Source organism: Clostridioides difficile ATCC 9689 = DSM 1296, from assembly GCF_001077535.1.
GTDB classification, from domain to species: Bacteria; Bacillota; Clostridia; order Peptostreptococcales; family Peptostreptococcaceae; genus Clostridioides; species Clostridioides difficile.
Window position 1 is genome coordinate 1371074 of the sequence record NZ_CP011968.1, and the last position, 22340, is coordinate 1393413.

Genomic DNA, 22340 nt, shown 5'->3' on the forward strand with positions numbered 1-22340 from the left:
CATTAGTCCCTTAAATTTTTTCCTGTTAGATTTAAAAATACGTCTTCTAGGCTAGGTTCTTCATAAGAAATTTTCATTATTTTTGAATTGTTTTTGTCAATAACAGAGAGTATATCTGTAAGTTGTAATTTTTTATCTATATCCAATTCTAATAATGAATTATTTTCTAAAACAGATATAACACCTTTAGTATTTTTTAAATCAAAGATAAGTTGGGCATTTATATTTTTTATTTCCATAATCAATTTTGTATTTGTAGATACGAGTGATTTTAAATAATCATTATCTCCAAAAGCAATTTCTTTACCTTCATCCATAATAAAAATTTTAGAACAAAGGTGTTCAACTTCTTCCATATAATGGGAAGTATATATTACAGTAGTTTCATGTTTTTTAGATATATCTTTTATAAAATTGAAAATATGATTTCTTGATTGGGGGTCTACACCTACAGTTGGTTCATCCAATATTAATATTTTAGGATGATTTAAGAGTGCTATTCCAATATTTAATCTCCTTTGCATACCACCAGATAATTTTTTGACCTTTTTCTTTTTGACTTCAGTAAGACCTGTAACTTCTAATGCTTCAATGATTCTTTCTTTAAGTAGTTTTCCCTTTAAACCGTAGAAAGCTCCAAAGTACTCTAAGTTATCAAAAGGAGTAAGAGTTTCTATAATTGCTAATTCTTGTGGAACTAACCCTATTATAGACTTTGCTTTTATATAATCTTTTGATAAATCTAAACCATTGATTTGAATACTACCACTATTTGGTAACATAAGATTTGTAATTATATTTATAAGTGTAGATTTACCTGCACCATTTGGGCCAATAAGTCCAAATATCTCACCTTTTTTAACAGAAAAGCTGATGTTATCAAGTACTAATTTATCATTAAATCTTTTTGTTATATTATTTACTCTGACTATATCCATAGTAATCCCTCCAAAATAATTTTGTATAAGTTAAAAAGCTATAATATTATAATAAAGAATTGTGAATTATAATTCTATTACTATAAGTCACTAAAAAAAGTGACTTAAGTCACTTTATATTTTTAGATTTATTCTATTACAATTTTATTTTTGAAAGCAAAGATTGCTAGTTGAGTTCTGTCACGAAGTTCTAGTTTAGCTAAAATATTAGTTATGTTATTCTTTATTGTACCTTCAGATAAGAATAGTTCTTGACTTATTTCTTTATTATTAAGTCCATTTGCAATTAGTCTAATTATAGATATTTCTTTTTCTGTTAAATTGTACATGTCATAAAGATGCTCTTGTTTAACCGTTTTTTCAGAGGTCATGATTTTTTCAGCTACACTTTTATCAAGCACAATATTGCCAAAAAATGAAGAACGAATCCCTTCATGCAATACTTCATCAGAGCTATCTTTTAAAAGGTATCCTGAAGCACCAAACTTCATAGCATCTTTTATATATTCATCATCATTAAAAGTTGTTAAAATTAATAATGTTATAGAATTATTATATTCCTTTATAAGCCTTGTACCTAGAACCCCATCACATACTTTCATTCGTATATCCATAAGAACTATGTCTACATCATTCATTTTACAAAATTCTAAAGCTTCATATCCATTAGAAGCATCTCCTACAATTTCTAAATCATTATAAGATGATAATATAATTTTAAGACCTTTTCTAATTAATTTTTCGTCATCTACTATAAGAACTTTAATTTTATTCAAAAAAATCACCCCCTGAAAATTTAGGAAAAGAAGCTCTAATTGTGAAACCATTATTAGAATTATCAAATTCAACTTTACCATTTAATTCATATATTCTCTCATTGATACTATTAAGTCCATTTCCTTTTTTTATATTGCCACATCCTATACCATTATCACTAATAGTAATTATAAGATTTGAAGTATTGAATGTAATAAAAATTCTGATTTCAGTTGCCTTTCCATGCCTAGATGAGTTGGAAAGGGATTCCTGTATGAGTCTATATAAAGCTATAGATTGATTTCTGGATAAGTTCCAAGTATTTTTTGAAATAGTTAATTTAACATTAATATTTGTAAGCTTAATAAAGCTTTTAACTAATTCTTTGATTTTAAATAAACTTTGGTAATTTTCATATTCAACAGGTTTTAACTCAGATATAGCCCTTCTTACATCTTGAAAACTTTCAGTTACAAATTCTCTAAGTTCATGTACTAAGTCATAAATTAGAGGTTTGTCTTTTAAGAGTTTTTCTATAGCATTTAATTGTATTATTGTTGTAGAAAGAGAATGTCCTACACTATCATGTATTTCTCTTGATATTCGATTTCTTTCTTTTAAAATTGCTAATTCTTCTATAGAACTTGCATAAGTTTCCAAATCAGCATTAACTTTTTTTAATTCATCTTTAGAAATTCTAAGCTTATCATAAAGATTTTGACTGTATAATTTTGATAAATTCTCATTTTCTATATATATAGAAAGTACAGTTATAATTAGCAATATAGAGCTTGACTCCAGTGCCAAATATATATTTTTATCTAAACTAATAATAAGAGAAGATATTATAACAAAAGAGAACAATATGTACTTATATTTTTCCTTTATTAAAAATGATATATCTAATATTAAAGGAACAAAGTAAATCGAATTAAAAGTTTTTGTATAATTACAAAGTATAAAAATTAATATAAGTTCTAAAAAGTAAGAAATAAGTATAAATTTATTCTCATTTGATAAAGAAAAAAATCTAACTTGATTATTTATTATAATTAGAAATAATATTATCATAGTTATGACCGGATACAATGTATTTTCAACATTTTTCAAATAGCTTACAACTAATATAAATAAAGATAAATATCGTATAAAAGCAACTAATTTTTCTCTGTTCATTAAAGGCACTCCTCCAAAAAAATAAACTTTTCCTATGAAAACTAGAATAATATCATAAAAGAATAAAGTCAATAGAAGTATTTATTAATATTGATGGAAATAAAATCAATCAAAAAACTTGAATAGTAAAATTGTATACTGACCATAATTTAAAAGTGAAAATTTAATGTATTGGAGTGAATAATGAATAATAAAGAAAAAGGTGATTTTGGAGAAAAAGTAGCAGTTAATTATTTGCTATCAAAAGGAGCAAAGATACTAGAAAAAAATTACAGATTAAAGATAGGGGAAATAGATATAATAGCAAAAATGGAAGATGAAATTATATTTGTGGAGGTGAAATCAAGGTCTAACATAAAGTTTGGCTACCCTTGTGAATCTGTAAGCTTCAAAAAAAGAAAAAAGATAATTGGAGTTGCAAGTTATTATATTATAAAAAATAACTTAAATAACACTCCCATAAGATTTGATGTTATAGAGGTATATTTATTAGAAAAAAGAATAAATCACATAATGAATGCTTTTTAAAAAAGATAATGTTTTTGGAAAGGATTAAATATGTTAAGTATTATTAATTCAAGCAACTTAGTAGGAATCGACAGCTTTTTAGTTAAGGTTGAAGTAGATGTAAGCAATGGAATACCTAGTTTTAATATTGTTGGTCTTCCAGGCAAAGAAATTAAAGAAGCAAGAGAAAGAGTAAAGTCAGCAATTCTTAATAGTGGATATAAATTTCCAAGCACGAGAATAGTTGTAAATTTATCACCAGCAGATATAAAAAAAGAAGGAGCTTTTTTAGATTTATCTATAAGTATAGGCCTTTTAAGAGAGTTAATAAAAAAAGATGAAAATTACATAAGAGAAAGTATGTTTATAGGAGAATTATCATTAGATGGGAAAATAAGAAAAGTAAGAGGTATATTGCCCATAATTATGGGTGCAAAAACTCAGAACATAAAACGTATTTTTATACCAATTGAGAACATAAAAGAAAGTCTATTTGTAGATGAAATTGATATAATTCCTATTAAAAGTTTAAAAGAATGTGTCGATTTTTTAAACGAAGAGATAAAAGTCGATAAAGTAAGGATAATGTCTTTTTTGGATGATAAGTCAAGAAAAGAGAACGAAGAATTAGAAAAAGATAATAGTTATATAGATTGCAAATATACTAAGATTAATAATGAAGAAAGTAAATATGATGAAGACTTTAAAGATGTAAAAGGAAATTATTTTGTAAAGAGGAGTGCAGAAATTGCTGCTGCTGGAAATCATAATATGTTTATGATTGGACCTCCAGGCTCAGGAAAAACTATGATTGCAAAAAGAGTAAGGACAATTTTACCAGATATAAGTGTAGAAGAAATGATAGAAGTAAGTAAGGTCTATAGTATATTGGGTATGATAAATGAAACTAAAGGAATAATTGATAAAAGACCTTTTAGAGCACCTCATCATACAACTACAAAGCAATCTTTAATTGGAGGAGGAATGGATGCAAGACCTGGAGAAATTGCTTTAGCACATAGAGGTATCTTATTTTTAGATGAGATAGCCGAATTTGATAGAAAAATACTTGAGACTTTAAGACAACCTATAGAAGATGGATATGTAAATATATCCAGAGTAAAGTACAGTGCAAAATATCCTTGTAGAGTACTGTTAGTTGCAGCTATGAATCCATGTCCATGTGGTTATTATATGTCAGAGACAGAGTGTAGATGTAGAAGTAACGAAATTGATAGATACATAAATAAAATATCAGGTCCATTGTTAGATAGGTTTGATATTTTTGTAGAAGTTAATTCTATAAAATATTCAGATTTTAATTCTTTAAAACAAGAAGAAAGCTCTCAAAAAATAAAGAGAAGAGTAGAAAATGCTAGAAAAATACAGATAAATAGATTTAGGAAGGATAATATAAAAAATAATAGTGAAATTAAAGCTTACAATTTATTTAAATATTGTAAACTGGAAAAAGAAGCTTCAAAAACGGCTGAGATGATATTTAATAAATACAACCTAAGCAGTAGAAGTTATACAAAACTTTTAAAAATGGCAAGAACAATAGCAGATTTAGAAGAAAGAGATTTGATAAATTCACAGTGTATTATAGAAGCTTTTTCATTTAGAAAGGCTTATTATAGTTATTTTAAATAGTTTTTTGAGGTGGATTTTATGGAAAAAAGAGATACTTATTTATGGTTAAAATCAATTGGTGGAATAACAACAAAAACAATTGAAATAATAGAAAATGAAATAGTAAATATTGAAGATATATTTGATTTTTCTGAAAAAGAAATATATAATTTAAAAAATATAAGCTTGAATATTAGAAAAAATATAGTAAAATATAGAGGTCACGCTTATTTAGAAAATATAAAAGAACTACTTTACAAAAAAGCGATTAAATATATTTGTAAATATGATAAAGAATATCCTGAAAATTTAAAGAATATATACAACGCTCCAAAGTTATTATTCTACAAAGGTGACATAGGTTTAGTTAATAATAATTTTAATATAGCTATAGTAGGTTCAAGAAAACCTACAGCCTATGGAATTAATTGTGCAAAAACAATAAGTTGTCAACTATCCCAATATGGAGTTAATATAGTAAGTGGATTAGCTATAGGAATAGATGCATACTCGCACATAGGTTGTATGAGTGGAAAATCTAAAACTATAGCAGTACTTGGTTCAGGAGTAGACAATCCTCTTCCAAAACAAAATTTACATTTATCAAATAAAATATTAGAAAATGGGGGATTATTATTATCAGAGTATAATATTAACTCGACAGTAGCCCCGTACCATTTTTCTAATAGAAATAGAATTATCAGTGGTTTAAGTGATGGAGTAGTTGTTGTAGAAGCAGCAATAAAAAGTGGTGCACTAATCACAGTAGATTTTGCTCTTGAACATGGAAAAAATGTTTTTGCAATACCTGGTAATATAAATTCTCAAATGAGTAGAGGTTGTCATAAAATTATAAAAGAAGGTGCAAAATTAATTGAAAATATAGATGATATTTTAAATGAATATAACATATTTAATATTATTGATAAAAAAATAAATCAAAAATATGATAATATAAGTCTAAATGCCAAGTCTAAGCAAATAATTGAAGCTATAAAAAGAGAAGGAAACTTGCATATAGATAGTATTTGTGATTATACTGGTATAGAAATAAAGTATGTAAATTCAATAATCAATGAATTAGTACTAAATGAGTTAGTAGTAGAAATGAATAATAAAACGTACAGTTTAAATGTATAAATTAAGATTAGGTAGTGGGGGTGTATGGTTTTATGGCCAAAACATTAGTCATCGTAGAATCGCCTGCAAAAGCTAAAACTATAGAAAAATTTTTAGGGAAAAGTCATTACACAGTTAAAGCATCAGTTGGTCATGTCAGAGATTTACCTAAAAGTAAATTAGGTGTAGATATAGAAAATAATTTTGAACCTCAATATATAAATATAAGAGGAAAAGGCGATGTAATAAAAGAATTAAAAAAAGAAGCTAAAAAATCTAAACAAGTATATCTAGCAACTGACCCTGATAGAGAAGGTGAAGCTATATCATGGCATTTAGCTCATATACTAAATTTAGATGAATCTGAGGATTGTAGAATAGAGTTTAATGAGATAACTAAGGATGCAATTAAAAAAGCAATTAAACATCCTAGAAATATTGATATAAATTTGGTTGATGCACAACAGGCAAGAAGAGTGCTAGACAGACTTTTAGGTTATCAAATAAGTCCTATATTATGGCAAAAGGTTAGAAAAGGTCTTAGTGCAGGTAGAGTGCAATCTGTTACAACAAAGTTAATTTGTGACAGAGAAAAAGAAATAAAGGCATTTATTCCAAAAGAATACTGGACAATAGATGTTGAGGCTAAGACAGTAAAAGACAAAGATATAACTTTGAAATTTTATGGTAAAAATGATGAAAAGATTGAATTAGAAAATGAAGAAGCTGTAAATGAAATACTAAAAGAAATGGAAGGTAAAGATTTAAAGGTTGAGAAGATAGAATCTAAATCAAGACGTAAATCAGCTCCAAAACCATTTACAACAAGTATGCTTCAACAAGAAGGAGCAAATAAGTTATTTTTTACTACTAAAAAAACAATGATGATAGCACAAGAATTATATGAAGGTATCGACATAGAAGGTGAAGGTACTGTTGGTCTTATATCATATATAAGAACTGACTCTAAAAGAATATCTGATGAAGCAAAAGAAAAAGCTAAGGGCTATATCGTAAACAATTTAGGAGAAAACTACTATAAAAACACTGGTGATAAAAAAGAAAAAAAGGATACTAAAAAGGTTCAAGATGCCCATGAGGCAATAAGACCAACCTCAGTTGATAGAACTCCTGAGAGTATAAAAGCCTCATTGAGCAAAGACCAGTACAAGTTATACAATTTAATTTGGAGAAGATTTGTAGCTAGTCAAATGGAAGATTCAGTGTTTGATATACTAAATGTAGAATGTAAAATAGGCGATATTGTATTTAAGGCAACTGGTTCAAAAATGAAATTTGATGGTTATACCAAGGTATATAATTTTTCAGAAAGAGAAGACAAAATTTTACCAAGTATAGAAAAAGGAGATATATTAAATATAGAAAATATATTGCCAGACCAACATTTTACACAACCACCAGCAAGATATACAGAAGCTAGTTTAGTAAAAACACTAGAAGAACTAGGTATAGGTAGACCAAGTACGTATGCTCCAACAATAGCTACTATACTGAATAGAGAGTATGTTGAAAAGCAAGGAACAAGTCTATGTCCAACAGAACTTGGAATAATAGTTACTGATATTTTGGAAAATAATTTCCATAAATTTATAGATGTAGATTTTACTGCTGATATGGAAAGTAAACTTGATGTTATAGAAGAAGGCAATACAGATTGGAAAAAGATTGTATCAGAATCATATGCACCACTTAAAGAGGCTATTGAAGAAGCTCTTGAAAATATAGAAAAAGTAAATATGGATGAAGAAACTGATGAGATTTGCGAGAACTGTGGGTCTAATATGGTTATCAAATATGGTAGATTTGGAAAGTTTATGGCTTGTAAAAACTATCCCGATTGTAAAACAACTAGACCAATTATGAATAAAATTGGTGTTAAATGTCCAAAATGTGAAGAAGGAGATATTATACTTAGAAAATCTAAAAGAGGTAAAGCTTTTTATGGGTGTTCTAATTATCCAAACTGTGACTTTGTAGCTTGGAATAAGCCAACAGGAGAGTTTTGTGAGAAGTGTGGTTCATATATGGTTGAAAAAGTGACTAAATCTGAAACAAAAACAGTGTGTTCTAATAAAGAATGTAATAAAGAGACAAAAGAGCATAATGACGGAAAAGAGTGAAAATTGAAAAAAATCACATAATTCTCTTGAAAAAGGTTCCAATCTATGATAATCTTTCAAGTGTAAACAACTAATAGAAAAATAAATTTTCATTAAATGTGAAAATAATATTAGAAAATATAAAAGGTTATTAAAAGGCCTAAATTTCATGAGGAGATGATTAAATGGCAAGTGAAGTGTTACAAAAAACAAGGAAAATAAATAAAACATTACAAACAAGTGGTGGAAGCAGTGTCTCTTTTGATTTACTGGCCGGAGCATTGGGCGACGTTTTAAGTTCTAATGTTTATGTAGTAAGTGCAAAAGGTAAAGTACTAGGTCTTCATTTAAATGATGTTCAAGACAGTTCAGTTATAGAAGATGAGTATACTAAGCAAAAGAAATTTTCAGATGAATATACTCAAAATGTGTTAAAAATTGATGAAACATTAGAAAATTTAAATGGTGAGAAGATATTAGAAATCTTTCCTGAAGAACATGGAAGATTACAAAAATATACTACAGTAGTTCCAATATTAGGAAGCGGTCAAAGATTAGGAACATTGGTACTTTCAAGATATTCAAATTCATTCAATGATGATGATTTAGTAATAGCTGAATACAGTGCAACTGTTGTTGGTCTTGAAATATTAAGAGCAATAGGTGAAGAATTAGAAGAAGAAATGAGAAAGAAAGCTGTAGTTCAAATGGCAATAGGCACTCTGTCCTACTCCGAGCTTGAAGCAGTTGAACATATTTTTGCTGAATTGGATGGAAAAGAAGGTCTACTTGTAGCAAGTAAGATAGCTGATAGAGTTGGTATAACTAGGTCTGTAATAGTAAATGCACTTAGAAAATTTGAGAGTGCAGGTGTGATAGAATCAAGATCATTAGGTATGAAAGGTACTCATATAAGAATACTTAATGACAAACTTACAGATGAATTAAAAAAATTAAAAAACAATCAATAATCTATATTTTATAGGTTTAGATTAGAAAAGGTATCTATTTGAAATAGATACCTTTTTTAGACGAATTATTAAGGTAATGATAAGTATATTAAAAAGGAGTGAGAAAATGCCTTTAGCAGATAAAATAAGACCAAAAACAATGAATGATGTAATAGGTCAAAGTCATATAATAGGTAATGGAAAAATATTGTCTAAGATATTACAATCTAATTTTTTACCAAATATGATATTTTTTGGTCCTCCTGGTGTTGGTAAAACTACAGTAGCGGAAATAATAGCAGAAAGAAGCAATAAAAGCTTCTATAAAATAAATGCTACTAATTCATCTTTAGAAGATATAAAAAAGGTGATATCAGAGCTTGGAAGTATAAATAATGTAAATGGAGTCCTATTATATATAGATGAAATACAAAGTTTTAATAAAAAACAGCAACAATCAATATTAGAATTTATGGAAAATGGGAGTATAACTTTGATTGCTAGCACTACAGAAAATCCATATCATTATGTATATAAAGCTCTTTTAAGTAGGTCTACTGTATTTGAATTTAAACCTTTAGAAAAACTTGATATAGAAAAAGGACTGAAAAGAGCTGTTGAAGTATTAAATGAAGATAGCTATATGGATATTGAGTGTAATAATAATGCTATTGAAGATATAGCAATTCTTTCTGATGGAGATATGAGAAGAGCCTTAAATATTTTAGAAGTGGTAGTCTATTCAACTAAACCAAATAAGGATAATATAACTTATATAGATTCAGATGTAATAAGGGCATCTACATTTAATAAAATTATAAACTATGACAAAAATGGTGATAGTCATTATGATATTTTAAGTGCATTTCAAAAATCTATAAGAGGAAGTGACCCACAGGCATCTATACACTATCTAGCAAGACTTATAAAAGGTGGGGATTTGATAAGTATATGTAGGAGACTTTTAGTAATAGCTAGTGAAGATATAGGCTTAGCTTATCCAAATGCTATTGTAATTGTAAAGGCATGTGTAGACTCAGCTATGCAACTTGGATTTCCAGAAGCGAAAATACCATTAGCAGAAGCTACTATTCTTTTGGCTACATCTCCAAAGTCTAATTCTGCATGTATAGCAATAATGAAAGCTATGGATGAACTGGATAAAGAGTTTGTTAAGGATATACCAAATAGTATAAAGGATGCTCACTATTCTGGTTCTAAAGAAATAGGTAGGGGTTGTGGATACAAATATCCTCATAATTTTAAAAATCATTATGTAAAGCAACAGTATTTACCAGATAGCATAAAAGATAGTATTTATTACATACCACAAGAAAATAAAACTGAGAAAAATATAAAAAAATATTTAGAATATCTAAATGGTGATTTTTAGACTGAACTTTATGTATCGGGGGTAGATATTATGATTATAAAACTTAACTCAACTTATCACAGTAGAGTTATGAAATACTTAAAAAAAGAACCTGAGTACAATTTGTTTATAATAGGGGATATTGAAAGATATGGATATGGAAATAATTTTTTAAATATATGGGCAGATGTGGGTGAACATGGTGAAATAAAGGCAATATTACTTAAATATTTTGAATTTATGATGTTTTATTCTGATGGAGAGTATGATGTTGAAGGTTTTTATAATCTACTTCGTAATACTAATTACGAAGAAATATCTGGGAAAATATGTGCTGTAGATGCTTTAGCAAAGAGATTAGGACTTAATAATTTAAAGGTAGTTGATTTTTGCAAACTTCAAACTAAAAAGTTTTTGATAGATAATAATTGTAATGTAAAGGTTAAGAGAATTAGACTTGGAAATCTAAAAAAGACAGTAAAACTTTATGACTTAATAGATGAATTTCACAGTACAACTTTAGAGAATTTAAAAAATGGACTAAGGACAGGTAGAGGATATTGTATAGAGATTAACAAACAGGTGGTGTCAATGGCAAAGAGTACTTCAGAAAATAGGACTCATGCAATGATAATTGGAGTAGGAACACATCCTAAATATAGAGCTAAAGGACTTGCTACAAAATGCCTAATTAAACTATGTTCAGAGTTACTGAGAGAAAACAAAATTCCTTGTTTGTTTTATGATAATGAAGAGGCTGGAAAGATATATAAAAAACTAGGATTTGAAAACATTGGAAAATGGGGAATTTATTCAAAATAAAAAATTAAAATTAATCTTGACAAAATTAGTAGGGTATAATAAAATTATCTTGAAAGTAATTCCTACTAAAACAGTATGAATTAGATTTCTATATAGAGGTGATAATATATGAAGTTGTCTACTAAAGGTAGATATGGACTAAAAGCAATGTTTGAATTAGCATTAAATCAAGACAATGGACCAGTATCATTAAAATTTATTGCTAAGAAGCAAAAAATATCAGATCAGTACTTAGAACAAATATTTTCATCTTTAAAAAAATCGGGTCTAGTAAAAAGTGTGAGAGGTGCTCAAGGAGGTTATTTGCTTTCAAAGAATGCTGAAGACATAACAGTAGGAGATATACTTGTAGTATTAGAAGGACCAGTTGCATTATCTGACTGTGTACTAGATGAAGATGTATGTGAAAACTCAAACATGTGTGTAACAAAAATAGTTTGGGAAAAGATGAAAAAGGGTATAGAAGATGTTATAGATTCAATTACTCTTAAAGATATGATAAATGACTATAACAAAAATAAATTAGAAAATGATATAACAAATATTAAAAAATAGATTTGGAGATGAATGTAATGGAAAAAAGAAGATTGTATATGGATTATTCTGCAACAACACCTATTAAAAAAGAAGTATTGGATGCAATGATGCCATACCTAACAGATTATTTTGGTAATGCATCTAGTTTTCACACATTCGGAAGAGAAGCAAAAGATGCTTTGGATAAAGCAAGAGAACAAGTAGCAGCCCTTATAAATGCTGAACCTAGTGAAATATATTTTACAGCAGGTGGTTCAGAAAGTGATAACTGGACACTAGAGGGTGTAGCTTATGCTAATAAAAACAAAGGTAATCATATAATAACTTCAAAAATAGAACACCATGCAATACTTCATACATGTGAATACTTAGCAAAACATCATGGATTTGAAATAACTTATTTAGATGTTGATAGCGAAGGAAAAGTAGACTTAAAACAACTAGAAGAGTCAATAAAAGATACTACTATACTTATAAGTATAATGTTTGCAAATAATGAAATAGGAACTATACAGCCTATTAAAGAAATATCCGAAATAGCTAAAAAACATAAGATATTATTCCACACTGATGCAGTACAAGCTACAGGTAATATTCCAGTAGATGTTAAAGAATTAGGAATAGATTTGATGAGTATGTCTTCACATAAAATATATGGACCAAAAGGTGTAGGAGCTTTATACATAAGAAAAGGTGTAAGACTTCATAACTTTGTCCATGGTGGAGCACAAGAAAAAAGCAAAAGAGCTGGTACAGAAAATATACCTGCAATAGTTGGATATGGAAAAGCAGCAGAATTAGCTAAGGAAAATATGCAAAATCATGTAGAAACTTTAACTCGTCTTAGAAATAAGTTAATAGATGGTGTGTTAGAAAGAATACCTTACACAAGAGTAAATGGTAGCTTAGAAAATAGATTGCCAGGAAATGCAAACTTTGCATTCCAATTTATAGAAGGTGAAGGAATACTTTTATTATTAGATATGTTAGGAATTGCTGGTTCAAGTGGTTCTGCATGTACTTCTGGTTCATTAGACCCTTCACATGTACTTCTTGCAATAGGTTTACCACATGAAATAGCACATGGTTCATTAAGACTTACAGTTGGAGATTTTACAACAGATGATGATATAGATTATATACTAGAGAACTTACCAAAAGTAATAGAAAGACTTAGAAGCATGTCACCACTTTATGATGATGCGAAGAAACAAGGTTTAGTAAAATAGACATAAAGATAAAGCATAAAAAATAGACATAAATTGAGTAGGAGGAAAAGATAATGCAATATAGTGATAAAGTTATGGAACATTTTATGAATCCAAGAAATATGGGAGAAATTGATAATGCAAGTGGTGTAGGTGAAGTTGGAAACCCTACATGTGGAGATATAATGAAGATATTTTTAGACATAGATGGAGATGTAATAAAGGATGTTAAGTTTAAAACATTTGGCTGTGGTTCAGCTATAGCAAGTTCTTCTATGGCAACTGAAATGATAAAAGGAAAAACTATAAAAGATGCATTAGAACTTACAAATAAAGCTGTTGCAGAAGCTTTGGATGGTTTACCACCAGTAAAGATGCATTGTTCAGTTTTAGCTGAACAAGCTGTAAAAGCAGCTCTTATAGATTATGCTCAAAAGAACAATATCCATATACCAGAATTGGATGGATATGTTATAGATGATGCTCATGACCATGATGTTGAAGAAGAAGAATAAAAATAAGTGATTGTGTTATGAGAAGTTTACAATGATTAAAAAGAAGTACTAATGATATAATTAGGACATAAAAAATAGCTGTTTTTAAAATGGCTATTTTTTATTGCCTAAATTAAGTATTTTAACTTGATTTAGAGGTTAATTAGTTAACAAAATAATCCATAAGATTCAAATAATAAAGATGATTATTTTTTTAGAAAATAGAACAAGCTATATTTTAAATAAGTACAATACTTGCTCTATATGGTATAATAATAAGTAATGCAAAAGATGAGGTGAAATTTGTTTATGAATAAAAAAGTAATGATAGGTATGAGTGGAGGAGTTGATAGCTCTGTAGCTGCATATCTTTTAAAACAACAAGGATATGATGTCATTGGTGTTACTATGAAGTTGTGGCAAGATGATGATGTTGTTGAAATTGAAGGTGGTTGTTGTTCTTTATCTGCTGTTGAAGATGCTAGAAGGGTAGCAAATAAAATAGGTATACCATTTTATGTTTTAAATTTTAGAGAAGTGTTTAAAGAAAAAGTAATAGATTATTTTATAGATGAATATTTGGAAGGAAAAACTCCTAATCCCTGTATAGCTTGTAATAAACATATAAAATTTGATGATTTTTATAAGAAGGCTAGACAAATAGGTTGTGATTATGTAGCTACAGGTCACTATGCAAAGATAGAAAAGGATGAAAGTACAGGAAGATATTTGCTAAAAAAATCTGTTACAGATAAAAAAGACCAAACTTATGCACTTTATAATCTTACACAAGAGCAACTAGAGCATACTTTATTGCCAATAGGTGACTATGAAAAAGATAGAGTAAGAGAAATTGCTAAGGAAATGGGTATGGCAGTACACAATAAGCCTGATAGTCAAGAAATTTGTTTTGTTAAAGATAATGACTATGCAAATTATGTAAAAAAACATTCTAAAAAGCGTATTGAAGAAGGTTTTTTTGTAGATACTAAAGGCAATATACTTGGAAAACATAAGGGTATATTATATTATACTATAGGCCAAAGAAAAGGGCTTGGAATTACTTTTGGAAAACCAATGTTTGTAATAGACATAAATCCAATAAATAATACCATAGTTCTTGGAGACAATGAAGATTTATTTAAAAAGGAACTTATTGCTAAAGATGTTAACTTTATATCAATAGATACGTTAGAAGAACCATTAAGAGTTCAAGCCAAAATAAGATATTCAGCAAAACCATCACCAGCTACTATTCATAGAGTAGGAGAAGATACTATTAAAATAGTTTTTGATGAAGCTCAAAGAGCTATTACTAAAGGTCAATCTGTAGTAATGTATGATGGAGATATTGTAGTAGGTGGAGGTATAATCGAGAAAAGTTTATAAAAACATCTAAAAAATTAAAAAAATAAACAATAAAGTATATTAAGAGTAAATAAAGTTTATAAAATAAATTTATTGTATATGAAAATATAGTATTGATTAATTTTGTAAAATTTAGTAATATAATTAGTATATTAATTAAAAAACAAATACAGTGATAAGGAATAGTAAAATATTTGATGTCTTACAGAGAGAGGGAAATGCTGGAAGCCCTTAGAATATGATATTTGAAGCAGCCTTTTAGTAGCAATCTTGAACAATTTATATTTTATAAAGAAGATTTAAGTAGAGATTGACGGTAGTTACGTTATAGCTAAGGTTTTCCGAAGATATCATACTTTGTATGATAATTAGGGTGGTACCGCGATTGTCCTCGCCCCTATAAATTTATTTATAGGGACGAGGTTTTTTATTTAAACGAAAAAATAAAATTTATTAGGAGGAACATGATATGGAAAAGATGGGATTAAATGAAATAAGAAGTAAGTTTTTAGAATTTTTTGAGTCAAAAGGTCATTATGTAGCAAATAGTTATTCTTTAGTACCAAACAATGATAAGAGTTTGTTACTTATAAACTCAGGTATGGCACCTTTGAAAAACTACTTTTCAGGTGTAGAAGTACCTCCAAGTGTGAGAATGTGTACATCTCAAAAATGTATAAGAACAGGAGATATAGAAAATGTAGGTATAACTGCAAGACATGCTACATTCTTTGAAATGATGGGTAACTTCTCATTTGGAGATTACTTTAAAAGAGAGTCAATCAAATGGGGATGGGAATTTGTTACAGAATGGCTAAATATACCAGAAGATAAGATATGGGTGACTGTATATGAAGAAGATGATGATTCTTATGATATATGGGCAAAAGAAATGAATTTCCCAGAAGAAAGAATGGTTAGACTTGGAAAAGATGATAATTTCTGGGAAATAGGTACAGGTCCTTGTGGTCCTTGTTCAGAAATATATTTTGATAGAGGAGAAGAATATGGATGTGACAATCCAGACTGTAAACCAGGCTGTGATTGTGATAGGTATTTAGAATTTTGGAACCATGTATTTACTCAATTTGATAGAGATGAAGAAGGAAATTATAGTCTATTAGAAAACAAGAATATAGATACAGGTATGGGTCTTGAAAGAATGGGTTGTATTATGCAAGGCGTAGACACTATCTTTGAAGTTGATACAATTAAATCTATACTAGAAGCAGTTGAGAAGTTAACAGGAGTAAAATATGGAGAGAATCCAAAAAATGATATATCAATAAGAATAATAACTGACCATATAAGAGCTGTAACATTCTTAGTTAGTGATGGAGTGCTTCCATCAAATGAAGGAAGAGGATATGTTCTTAGAAGACTTCTTAGACGTGCTGCTCGTCATGGTAAGTTATTAGGAGTAAAAGAATTATTTTTACAGAAACTAATAGATGAAGTTATAAAAGTAAATGATAAAGCATATCCAGTTTTAGTTGAAAAAGAAAGTTATATTAAAAAAGTAGTTGGAATAGAAGAAGAAAAATTCAATGAAACTATAGACCAAGGAACAGAAATATTGAACTCTTATATAGAAGTATTAAAAAATGAAGGAAAGACTGTCCTAAGTGGTCAAGAAGCTTTTAAACTATATGATACTTATGGCTTCCCTATAGACTTAACTAAAGAAATATTAGAAGAAGAACATCTATCTGTAGATGAAGAAGCTTTTAATGAAGAAATGGAAAAGCAAAAAGAAAGAGCTAGAAATGCTAGAGGAAATATGGATGGAGAAAGTTGGAAGGAAGACCCTCTATCAAAATTAGAATCTACAGTTGACAGTACATTTAATGGGTATAGTGAAATTTATGGTGAAGGAACTATTGAAGCTATAGTTAAAGATGATGAGCTAGTTCAAAGTGCAGAAGAAGGCGATAAGGTATCTATAGTACTAGATAACACTACTTTCTATCCTGAAGGTGGAGGACAAGTTGGAGATTGTGGATTGATAACTAATGAAAACTTAGTTTTAGAAGTATTAAATACTAAAAAAGGTGCTAATAATAGTATAAAACATATAGGTATAATAAAATCAGGAAGAATAAGTAATGGGGACAAAGTAAAGACACTCGTAGATAGAGAAACTAGAATGTCAGCTGCAAGAAATCACAGTGCTACACATTTACTTCATAAGGCATTAAGAGAAGTATTAGGAGAACATGTTAATCAAGCTGGTTCTTTAGTAACTCCAGAAAGACTTAGATTTGATATTACTCACTTTGAAGCAATATCAAATGAAGAATTAAAAGTAATAGAAGAAAAAGTAAATAATGTTATTTTATCATCTTTAGACATAAAATGTGATATTATGAATATAAAGGAAGCTAAAGAAAAAGGAGCTACAGCACTATTTGGTGAAAAATATGGTGATGAGGTAAGAGTAGTTTCTATGGGAGATTATTCTACAGAACTTTGTGGAGGAACTCACTTGACAAATACTTCTCAAGTAGGAATGTTCAAAATATTATCTGAAGGTGGAGTAGCAGCAGGTGTAAGAAGAATAGAAGCAATAACAGGAAAAGCTGTTTATGAATACCTAAAAGAAAGAGATGGAATTATCTCTGAAGTTTGTGTAAACTTAAAATCTAAAGAAGATAATTTAATTCAAAGAATAAGTTCTTTATTAGAAGAAAATAAAAACTTATCTAAAGAATTGCATGATATGAAAGCTAAGATGAGTTTACAATCAGTTGATTCTATTTTTGATTCTAAAGTTGAAGTAAATGGAGTTAATTTGATAACTAATAAATTTGAAGGTATGGATATGGATACACTAAGAGAAACAGCAGATAATCTAAGAGATAAGCTTGGTTCTGGTGTAGTAGTACTTGCAAATGTAGTAGATGATAAAGTTAACTTTGTAGTTACTGCCACTAAAGATGTATTAGATAAGGGAATACATTCAGGTAATATTGTTAGAGAAGTTGCAAAAATAGCTGGAGGAAAAGGTGGAGGAAGACCTAATATGGCACAAGCAGGAGCTAGTGATGTATCTAAGGTTGACCAAGCTTTAAGCTATGCAAGTGAGGTTATTAAGACACAAGTTAAATAACATTCACTCAAGGAGGTTTTTAGTTTGGAAAAAGATTTAGACTACACTATGAAATTTGAAGGAATACCAGAAGATAGGATGAGTGTAGGAGATACTATTGATTTTGTATATAAAGCATTAGTTGAAAAAGGATATAACCCTATAAATCAAATTATAGGGTATCTCCTTTCTGGTGATTCTAGCTATATAACTAGTCATAAAAATGCAAGAGCTATAATTAAAAAATTTGAAAGAGATGAGATACTTGAAGAAGTAATCACGCACTATCTGAATAGAAAGTAGGTCAAATAAATGAGAAAAAAGATTATGTCGTTGTTTGCAATAGTCATTATGATTTTTGTATCAACTGCTAGCTATGGTTTTGCTGAAGAAAAAGGCAAGGTCATATTTATTGATATGAATAGGACCAATCTTGGAAGTATGATGAATATTCCAATCTTGAAAAATGAGATAGAAAAGAGAGGCTATGTAGCTCTCATGAATATAAGAGGGGATCAAGGTACTGATGATAGAAGGTCTTATGCAAGTATGGGTGCAGGAACAAGAGCTAGTGTAACTACTGAAGACTATATCAATTTTCAAAAAGTAGACCAAGATACTGCTAAAGCTTTTGAAGTCGCAACAGGTCAAAAAGCTAAAGAAATAAATGATTTAGGCATTAATAGATCTATAAATGAAAATCTTGAGTATGGAGAATATGGAGCAAATTTAGGGTCATTAGGAAAAACTTTATCAGAAAATGGTTTAAAGACATCTGTAATTGGAAATGCTGATATAATTGAAAATAATCAATTAGTTAAAAACAGAAACTTATGTTTAGTAGCTATGGACCAATATGGAAGGATTGATTCAGGTAATATTGATAATATTAATAAGAAAGATTCTAAAATGCCATTTGGAATATCTACAGATTATGATAAATTACTAGATGAAACTAAAAAATCCTATAAAAATAGTGATGCTATATTTGTAGAACTTGGAGATACATATAGATTAGATATGTATAGATTAAATCTAAATGATAATACTTATGATACAATGAAGAAAAATATTGTAAAAAATATAAATAAATATCTTGAACAAGTATTTTCTATGGTTGGAGAAAATGACACTGTTTATATAGCAAGTGCATTTCCAAGTGACCTAGATTATAAGAATAAGAGAAGACTTTCTCCAATAATAAAATTTAGTGGAGAAGGGAAAGGTCTACTGGAATCTGCCACAACAAGAAAAGCTGGAATTGTTGCCAATTTAGATGTTGGAGTAGATATACTAGGTACATTTGGTCTTGAAAATAAAGAGATGGTAGGTAGAAGTTATACTTTAGTAAATAAAGAGGACAATATTAGCTATCTAAAATCACTTTATGAAAGGATAGTGTCTATATCTTCAATAAGGTCAACTATTATAAATGGCTTTGTAGGCGTAATATCTGCTTCTTGGGTAATTGCCATGTTTGCGATTTTCTTTAGAAATTATATGCCACATAAAGAGCGTGTATTCAAAGTACTTAAGGAGTTTATAAAATTAGGCATAATAATGCCACTATCATTTATGTTAGCTCCTTTGATGAATTTTAAAACTCCAATTTCAATATCTTTGGGAATATTTGCAACTACGCTAATATTATACTTGTTAGGTAGAAAATTATTTAAGGACAATGATATAAAGCACATGGGATTTTTTGCAACACTTACTATTTTAGTCATAGTTATAGATTCTGTATTTGGAACATACTTAATGCAAAATAACATAATGAGTTATGATGCTGTCATAGGAGCTAGGTACTATGGTGTAGGAAATGAATATGAAGGTGTAACTATAGCAAGTGCAGTATTTGGCTTAGCAGTATTATTACATTATAAGAAGGTATCTAAATTACTTGTTGTAATTTTTTCATTAATAATACTTATAACTAGTGCATATCCTTCAATGGGTGCAAATGTTGGTGGAGCTATATCAGAATGTGTAGCATATTTGTTGTTTATAATGCTTATATATGACATTAAAATAGATTTTAAGAAAGCTGTATTATTAGCTGTTTCAGCTGTAGTTGTCGTTTTTGCATTTGCAGCTTTAGATATACTTTCAGGTAGTGAATCTCATTTAGGTATGTTTGTACAGAGAATTTTCCTAAATGGACCAGGAGAGATATTACAAACATTTGGAAGAAAAATTCAAATGAATATGCAACTAGCACAGACAAGTGTATGGGTAAATATTTTACTTGTAGGAATTGGAGTAATTGCAGTGCTTATATTTAAACCATCTAGACACTTTAGAAAGATAATGAATAATTTTCCAATCTTGTTTAAAGGGTTTATTGCATCTATGGTTGGTTGTATAATTACTCTTTTAGTTAATGATTCTGGAATAGTTGCTGCATCTACAGCATCTATATATATACTTATACCACTAATAATAATAAGTATAAATATGATAATATTTGAAAAAAATAACTAAAAAAATTTTTACTGTTCATATAGGATTTAAATAAAAAATGCAATATGATTATTAATGTAAACTGGATGCTTACATAAAAAATCATATTGCAATTTTTATGATTGATTATGTAAAATTATATGAAGCAGTAAGCCTGTGACCTTAGTTATGAGAGGTTCAGAATATGTATTTAATCTATAGAATATAAATAGATAAAGGAGGAACTATGTTAGATGGAAGAATAATGGGTCTTGATGTTGGTGATAAAACTATTGGAGTTGCTGTGAGTGATTTGATGGGATTAACTGCACAAGGTGTAAAAACAATAAAAAGAGTTGGCAAGAAAAAAGATATTGAAGAGCTAAAAGCAATAATAAAAGAAAAACAAGTAAATAAAATTGTATCAGGATTACCAAAAAATATGAATGGAACTTTAGGTCCACAAGGAGAAAAAGTAATCAAGTTTTGTGAATTGGTAAAAGCAGAAACAGGTATTGATGTAGAGTTTTGGGATGAGAGGCTTTCTACAGTAGCGGCAGAGAGGTCTTTATTAGAAGCAGATGTTAGTAGACAAAAAAGAAAAAAGGTTATAGATATGTTGGCAGCAGTAATAATTTTGCAAGGATATTTAGATTTTAAAATAAATTCATAAAAGAACTATAAAATTGAATACTTATGATATATAATATAAATAATAAAAATAAAAATAAATTTGAGGTGAATGACATTATGGAAGAAAATATAATAAATTTAATAGACGAAAATGGCGTTGAAAGCCAATTTGAAATAATATTAACATTAGAAGCAGAAGGAAAAGAGTATGCAATATTAATGCCTTTAGATGATGAAGAAGCAGAAGAAGCTTTAATCTTTAGAATTGATGAGGATGAAGAAGGTGAAATCTTAATACCTTTGGAAAGTGATGAAGAGTATGAAACTGTTGTAGCTGTGTATACTGCTATAATGGAAGAAGAAGGTTTAAATTACGACGAAGATGAATCAAATGGACTTAACTAGATAAGTAATTAAGTTTGTATATAAAAATCAGATATTTATTATATTTGCTTTAATTAAACCTTATTAATTGTAAAAGCATTTATAGTATATATCTGTTTTTTTGTTTTTTATTAAAAATACCAAAAAATTTATGAATTTTGGTGAATAATATATCTTTTATGGGTATATATTTATATTATGAGAATAAATTAAATTTATTTAAATGTCTTGACAAAAAATGAATTATCAATTACAATATTATTTAATAAAGATTATCAATTGAAAATAGTAAGGGTGATGTTATGGCAAATACAATGGATTTATTAAAAGACAAGTTAAAAGAAACTGGTTTTAAGATTACGCCACAAAGAAGAGCAATAGTTGAAATATTGCTTAAACATGACCATTCACATCTAAGTAGTGAGGAAATCTATGATTTAGTTAGAGTTGACTGTCCTGAAATAGGCTTAGCTACTGTATATAGAACAATGCAGCTATTGGATGAAATAGGATTAATATCAAAACTAAACTTAGACGATGGATGTATAAGATATGAGATTAGTCTACATAAAGAAGACTGTCATAATCATCATCATCTTATTTGTAAAAATTGTGGAAAGATAATGGAAGCTAAAGAAGACCTTTTAGACAATATAGAAAAAGAGATACAATCATTGTACAAATTTAAAATACTTGATCATGATGTTAAATTTTATGGACTATGTGACGAGTGTAATGGAGTAAGCGATTCAGAAGAATAAACTTCTATTGCTTAATGTCGATGGAAGAATAGT

Annotated in this window: 20 protein-coding genes and 1 other annotated feature; of the genes, 17 read left to right on the forward strand and 3 right to left on the reverse strand. The window is 28.4% G+C overall.

All coding sequences use genetic code 11. The features are described from left to right. Positions 1–2 precede the first annotated feature (2 nt). The 3 genes from CDIF1296T_RS06720 to CDIF1296T_RS06730 all read right to left on the reverse strand — a co-directional run bounded on the left by CDIF1296T_RS06720 (position 3) and on the right by CDIF1296T_RS06730 (position 2870). Positions 3–938: an ABC transporter ATP-binding protein gene (locus CDIF1296T_RS06720; RefSeq protein ID WP_009896179.1), complete on the reverse strand. Its 936-nt coding sequence runs from the start codon at positions 936–938 to the stop codon at positions 3–5. Between the two features lie 128 nt (positions 939–1066). Beyond that, positions 1067–1714 (reverse strand): response regulator transcription factor, encoded by a 648-nt coding sequence (locus CDIF1296T_RS06725; protein ID WP_009896181.1) that lies wholly within the window; start codon positions 1712–1714, stop codon positions 1067–1069. Continuing rightward, entirely contained in the window at positions 1707–2870 is a 1164-nt protein-coding gene (locus CDIF1296T_RS06730; RefSeq protein WP_009896183.1) for a sensor histidine kinase, read from the reverse strand. Before CDIF1296T_RS06730 ends, CDIF1296T_RS06725 begins: the two co-directional genes overlap by 8 nt. Before the next feature lie 183 nt (positions 2871–3053). Here CDIF1296T_RS06730 and CDIF1296T_RS06735 point away from each other — a divergent pair, with 183 nt between their 5' ends. The 17 genes from CDIF1296T_RS06735 to CDIF1296T_RS06815 all read left to right on the forward strand — a co-directional run bounded on the left by CDIF1296T_RS06735 (position 3054) and on the right by CDIF1296T_RS06815 (position 22307). Then, positions 3054–3398: a YraN family protein gene (locus CDIF1296T_RS06735; RefSeq protein ID WP_003438259.1), complete on the forward strand. Its 345-nt coding sequence runs from the start codon at positions 3054–3056 to the stop codon at positions 3396–3398. Between the two features lie 30 nt (positions 3399–3428). Further along, on the forward strand, positions 3429–5030 hold the full coding sequence (locus CDIF1296T_RS06740) for a YifB family Mg chelatase-like AAA ATPase (RefSeq protein WP_009896185.1): 1602 nt from the start codon (positions 3429–3431) through the stop codon (positions 5028–5030). Positions 5031–5048: 18 nt separating this feature from the next. Next, positions 5049–6149 carry a DNA-processing protein DprA gene (dprA, locus tag CDIF1296T_RS06745; protein ID WP_003438264.1) on the forward strand — a complete coding sequence of 367 codons (1101 nt, stop codon included), beginning with the start codon at positions 5049–5051 and terminating at the stop codon, positions 6147–6149. A gap of 32 nt (positions 6150–6181) precedes the next feature. Further along, positions 6182–8269 (forward strand): type I DNA topoisomerase, encoded by a 2088-nt coding sequence (topA, locus tag CDIF1296T_RS06750; RefSeq protein WP_009892959.1) that lies wholly within the window; start codon positions 6182–6184, stop codon positions 8267–8269. Positions 8270–8433: 164 nt separating this feature from the next. After that, entirely contained in the window at positions 8434–9219 is a 786-nt protein-coding gene (gene codY, locus CDIF1296T_RS06755) for a GTP-sensing pleiotropic transcriptional regulator CodY (protein ID WP_003438268.1), read from the forward strand. Positions 9220–9325: 106 nt separating this feature from the next. Beyond that, on the forward strand, positions 9326–10591 hold the full coding sequence (locus CDIF1296T_RS06760) for a replication-associated recombination protein A (protein ID WP_009896188.1): 1266 nt from the start codon (positions 9326–9328) through the stop codon (positions 10589–10591). A 30-nt stretch (positions 10592–10621) separates the two neighbouring features. After that, entirely contained in the window at positions 10622–11392 is a 771-nt protein-coding gene (locus CDIF1296T_RS06765) for a GNAT family N-acetyltransferase (protein ID WP_009896190.1), read from the forward strand. A 108-nt stretch (positions 11393–11500) separates the two neighbouring features. Further along, the gene (locus tag CDIF1296T_RS06770) at positions 11501–11947 is read left to right on the forward strand and encodes an RrF2 family transcriptional regulator (protein WP_003419409.1); all 447 of its coding nucleotides are present in this window, start codon (positions 11501–11503) and stop codon (positions 11945–11947) included. Positions 11948–11964: 17 nt separating this feature from the next. Further along, positions 11965–13158: a cysteine desulfurase NifS gene (gene nifS / locus CDIF1296T_RS06775; protein ID WP_009896192.1), complete on the forward strand. Its 1194-nt coding sequence runs from the start codon at positions 11965–11967 to the stop codon at positions 13156–13158. Between the two features lie 53 nt (positions 13159–13211). Then, on the forward strand, positions 13212–13652 hold the full coding sequence (nifU, locus tag CDIF1296T_RS06780) for a Fe-S cluster assembly scaffold protein NifU (RefSeq protein ID WP_003438275.1): 441 nt from the start codon (positions 13212–13214) through the stop codon (positions 13650–13652). A 288-nt stretch (positions 13653–13940) separates the two neighbouring features. Next, complete coding sequence (gene mnmA / locus CDIF1296T_RS06785; RefSeq protein ID WP_003438277.1) at positions 13941–15020, forward strand: tRNA 2-thiouridine(34) synthase MnmA; 1080 nt, start codon at positions 13941–13943, stop codon at positions 15018–15020. Positions 15021–15162: 142 nt separating this feature from the next. Beyond that, positions 15163–15401 (forward strand) — a binding site (T-box leader). 67 nt (positions 15402–15468) lie between these two features. Next, positions 15469–18108 carry an alanine--tRNA ligase gene (gene alaS / locus CDIF1296T_RS06790; RefSeq protein ID WP_009889064.1) on the forward strand — a complete coding sequence of 880 codons (2640 nt, stop codon included), beginning with the start codon at positions 15469–15471 and terminating at the stop codon, positions 18106–18108. A 24-nt stretch (positions 18109–18132) separates the two neighbouring features. Beyond that, positions 18133–18390 (forward strand): IreB family regulatory phosphoprotein, encoded by a 258-nt coding sequence (locus CDIF1296T_RS06795; RefSeq protein ID WP_003419418.1) that lies wholly within the window; start codon positions 18133–18135, stop codon positions 18388–18390. Between the two features lie 9 nt (positions 18391–18399). After that, entirely contained in the window at positions 18400–20571 is a 2172-nt protein-coding gene (locus CDIF1296T_RS06800) for a membrane protein (protein ID WP_003438279.1), read from the forward strand. 205 nt (positions 20572–20776) lie between these two features. Further along, positions 20777–21202 (forward strand): Holliday junction resolvase RuvX, encoded by a 426-nt coding sequence (ruvX, locus tag CDIF1296T_RS06805; protein ID WP_003428279.1) that lies wholly within the window; start codon positions 20777–20779, stop codon positions 21200–21202. Positions 21203–21279: 77 nt separating this feature from the next. After that, positions 21280–21567 carry a DUF1292 domain-containing protein gene (locus tag CDIF1296T_RS06810; protein WP_009889069.1) on the forward strand — a complete coding sequence of 96 codons (288 nt, stop codon included), beginning with the start codon at positions 21280–21282 and terminating at the stop codon, positions 21565–21567. A gap of 281 nt (positions 21568–21848) precedes the next feature. After that, positions 21849–22307 (forward strand): Fur family transcriptional regulator, encoded by a 459-nt coding sequence (locus CDIF1296T_RS06815; RefSeq protein ID WP_003419428.1) that lies wholly within the window; start codon positions 21849–21851, stop codon positions 22305–22307. Positions 22308–22340: the final 33 nt, after the last annotated feature.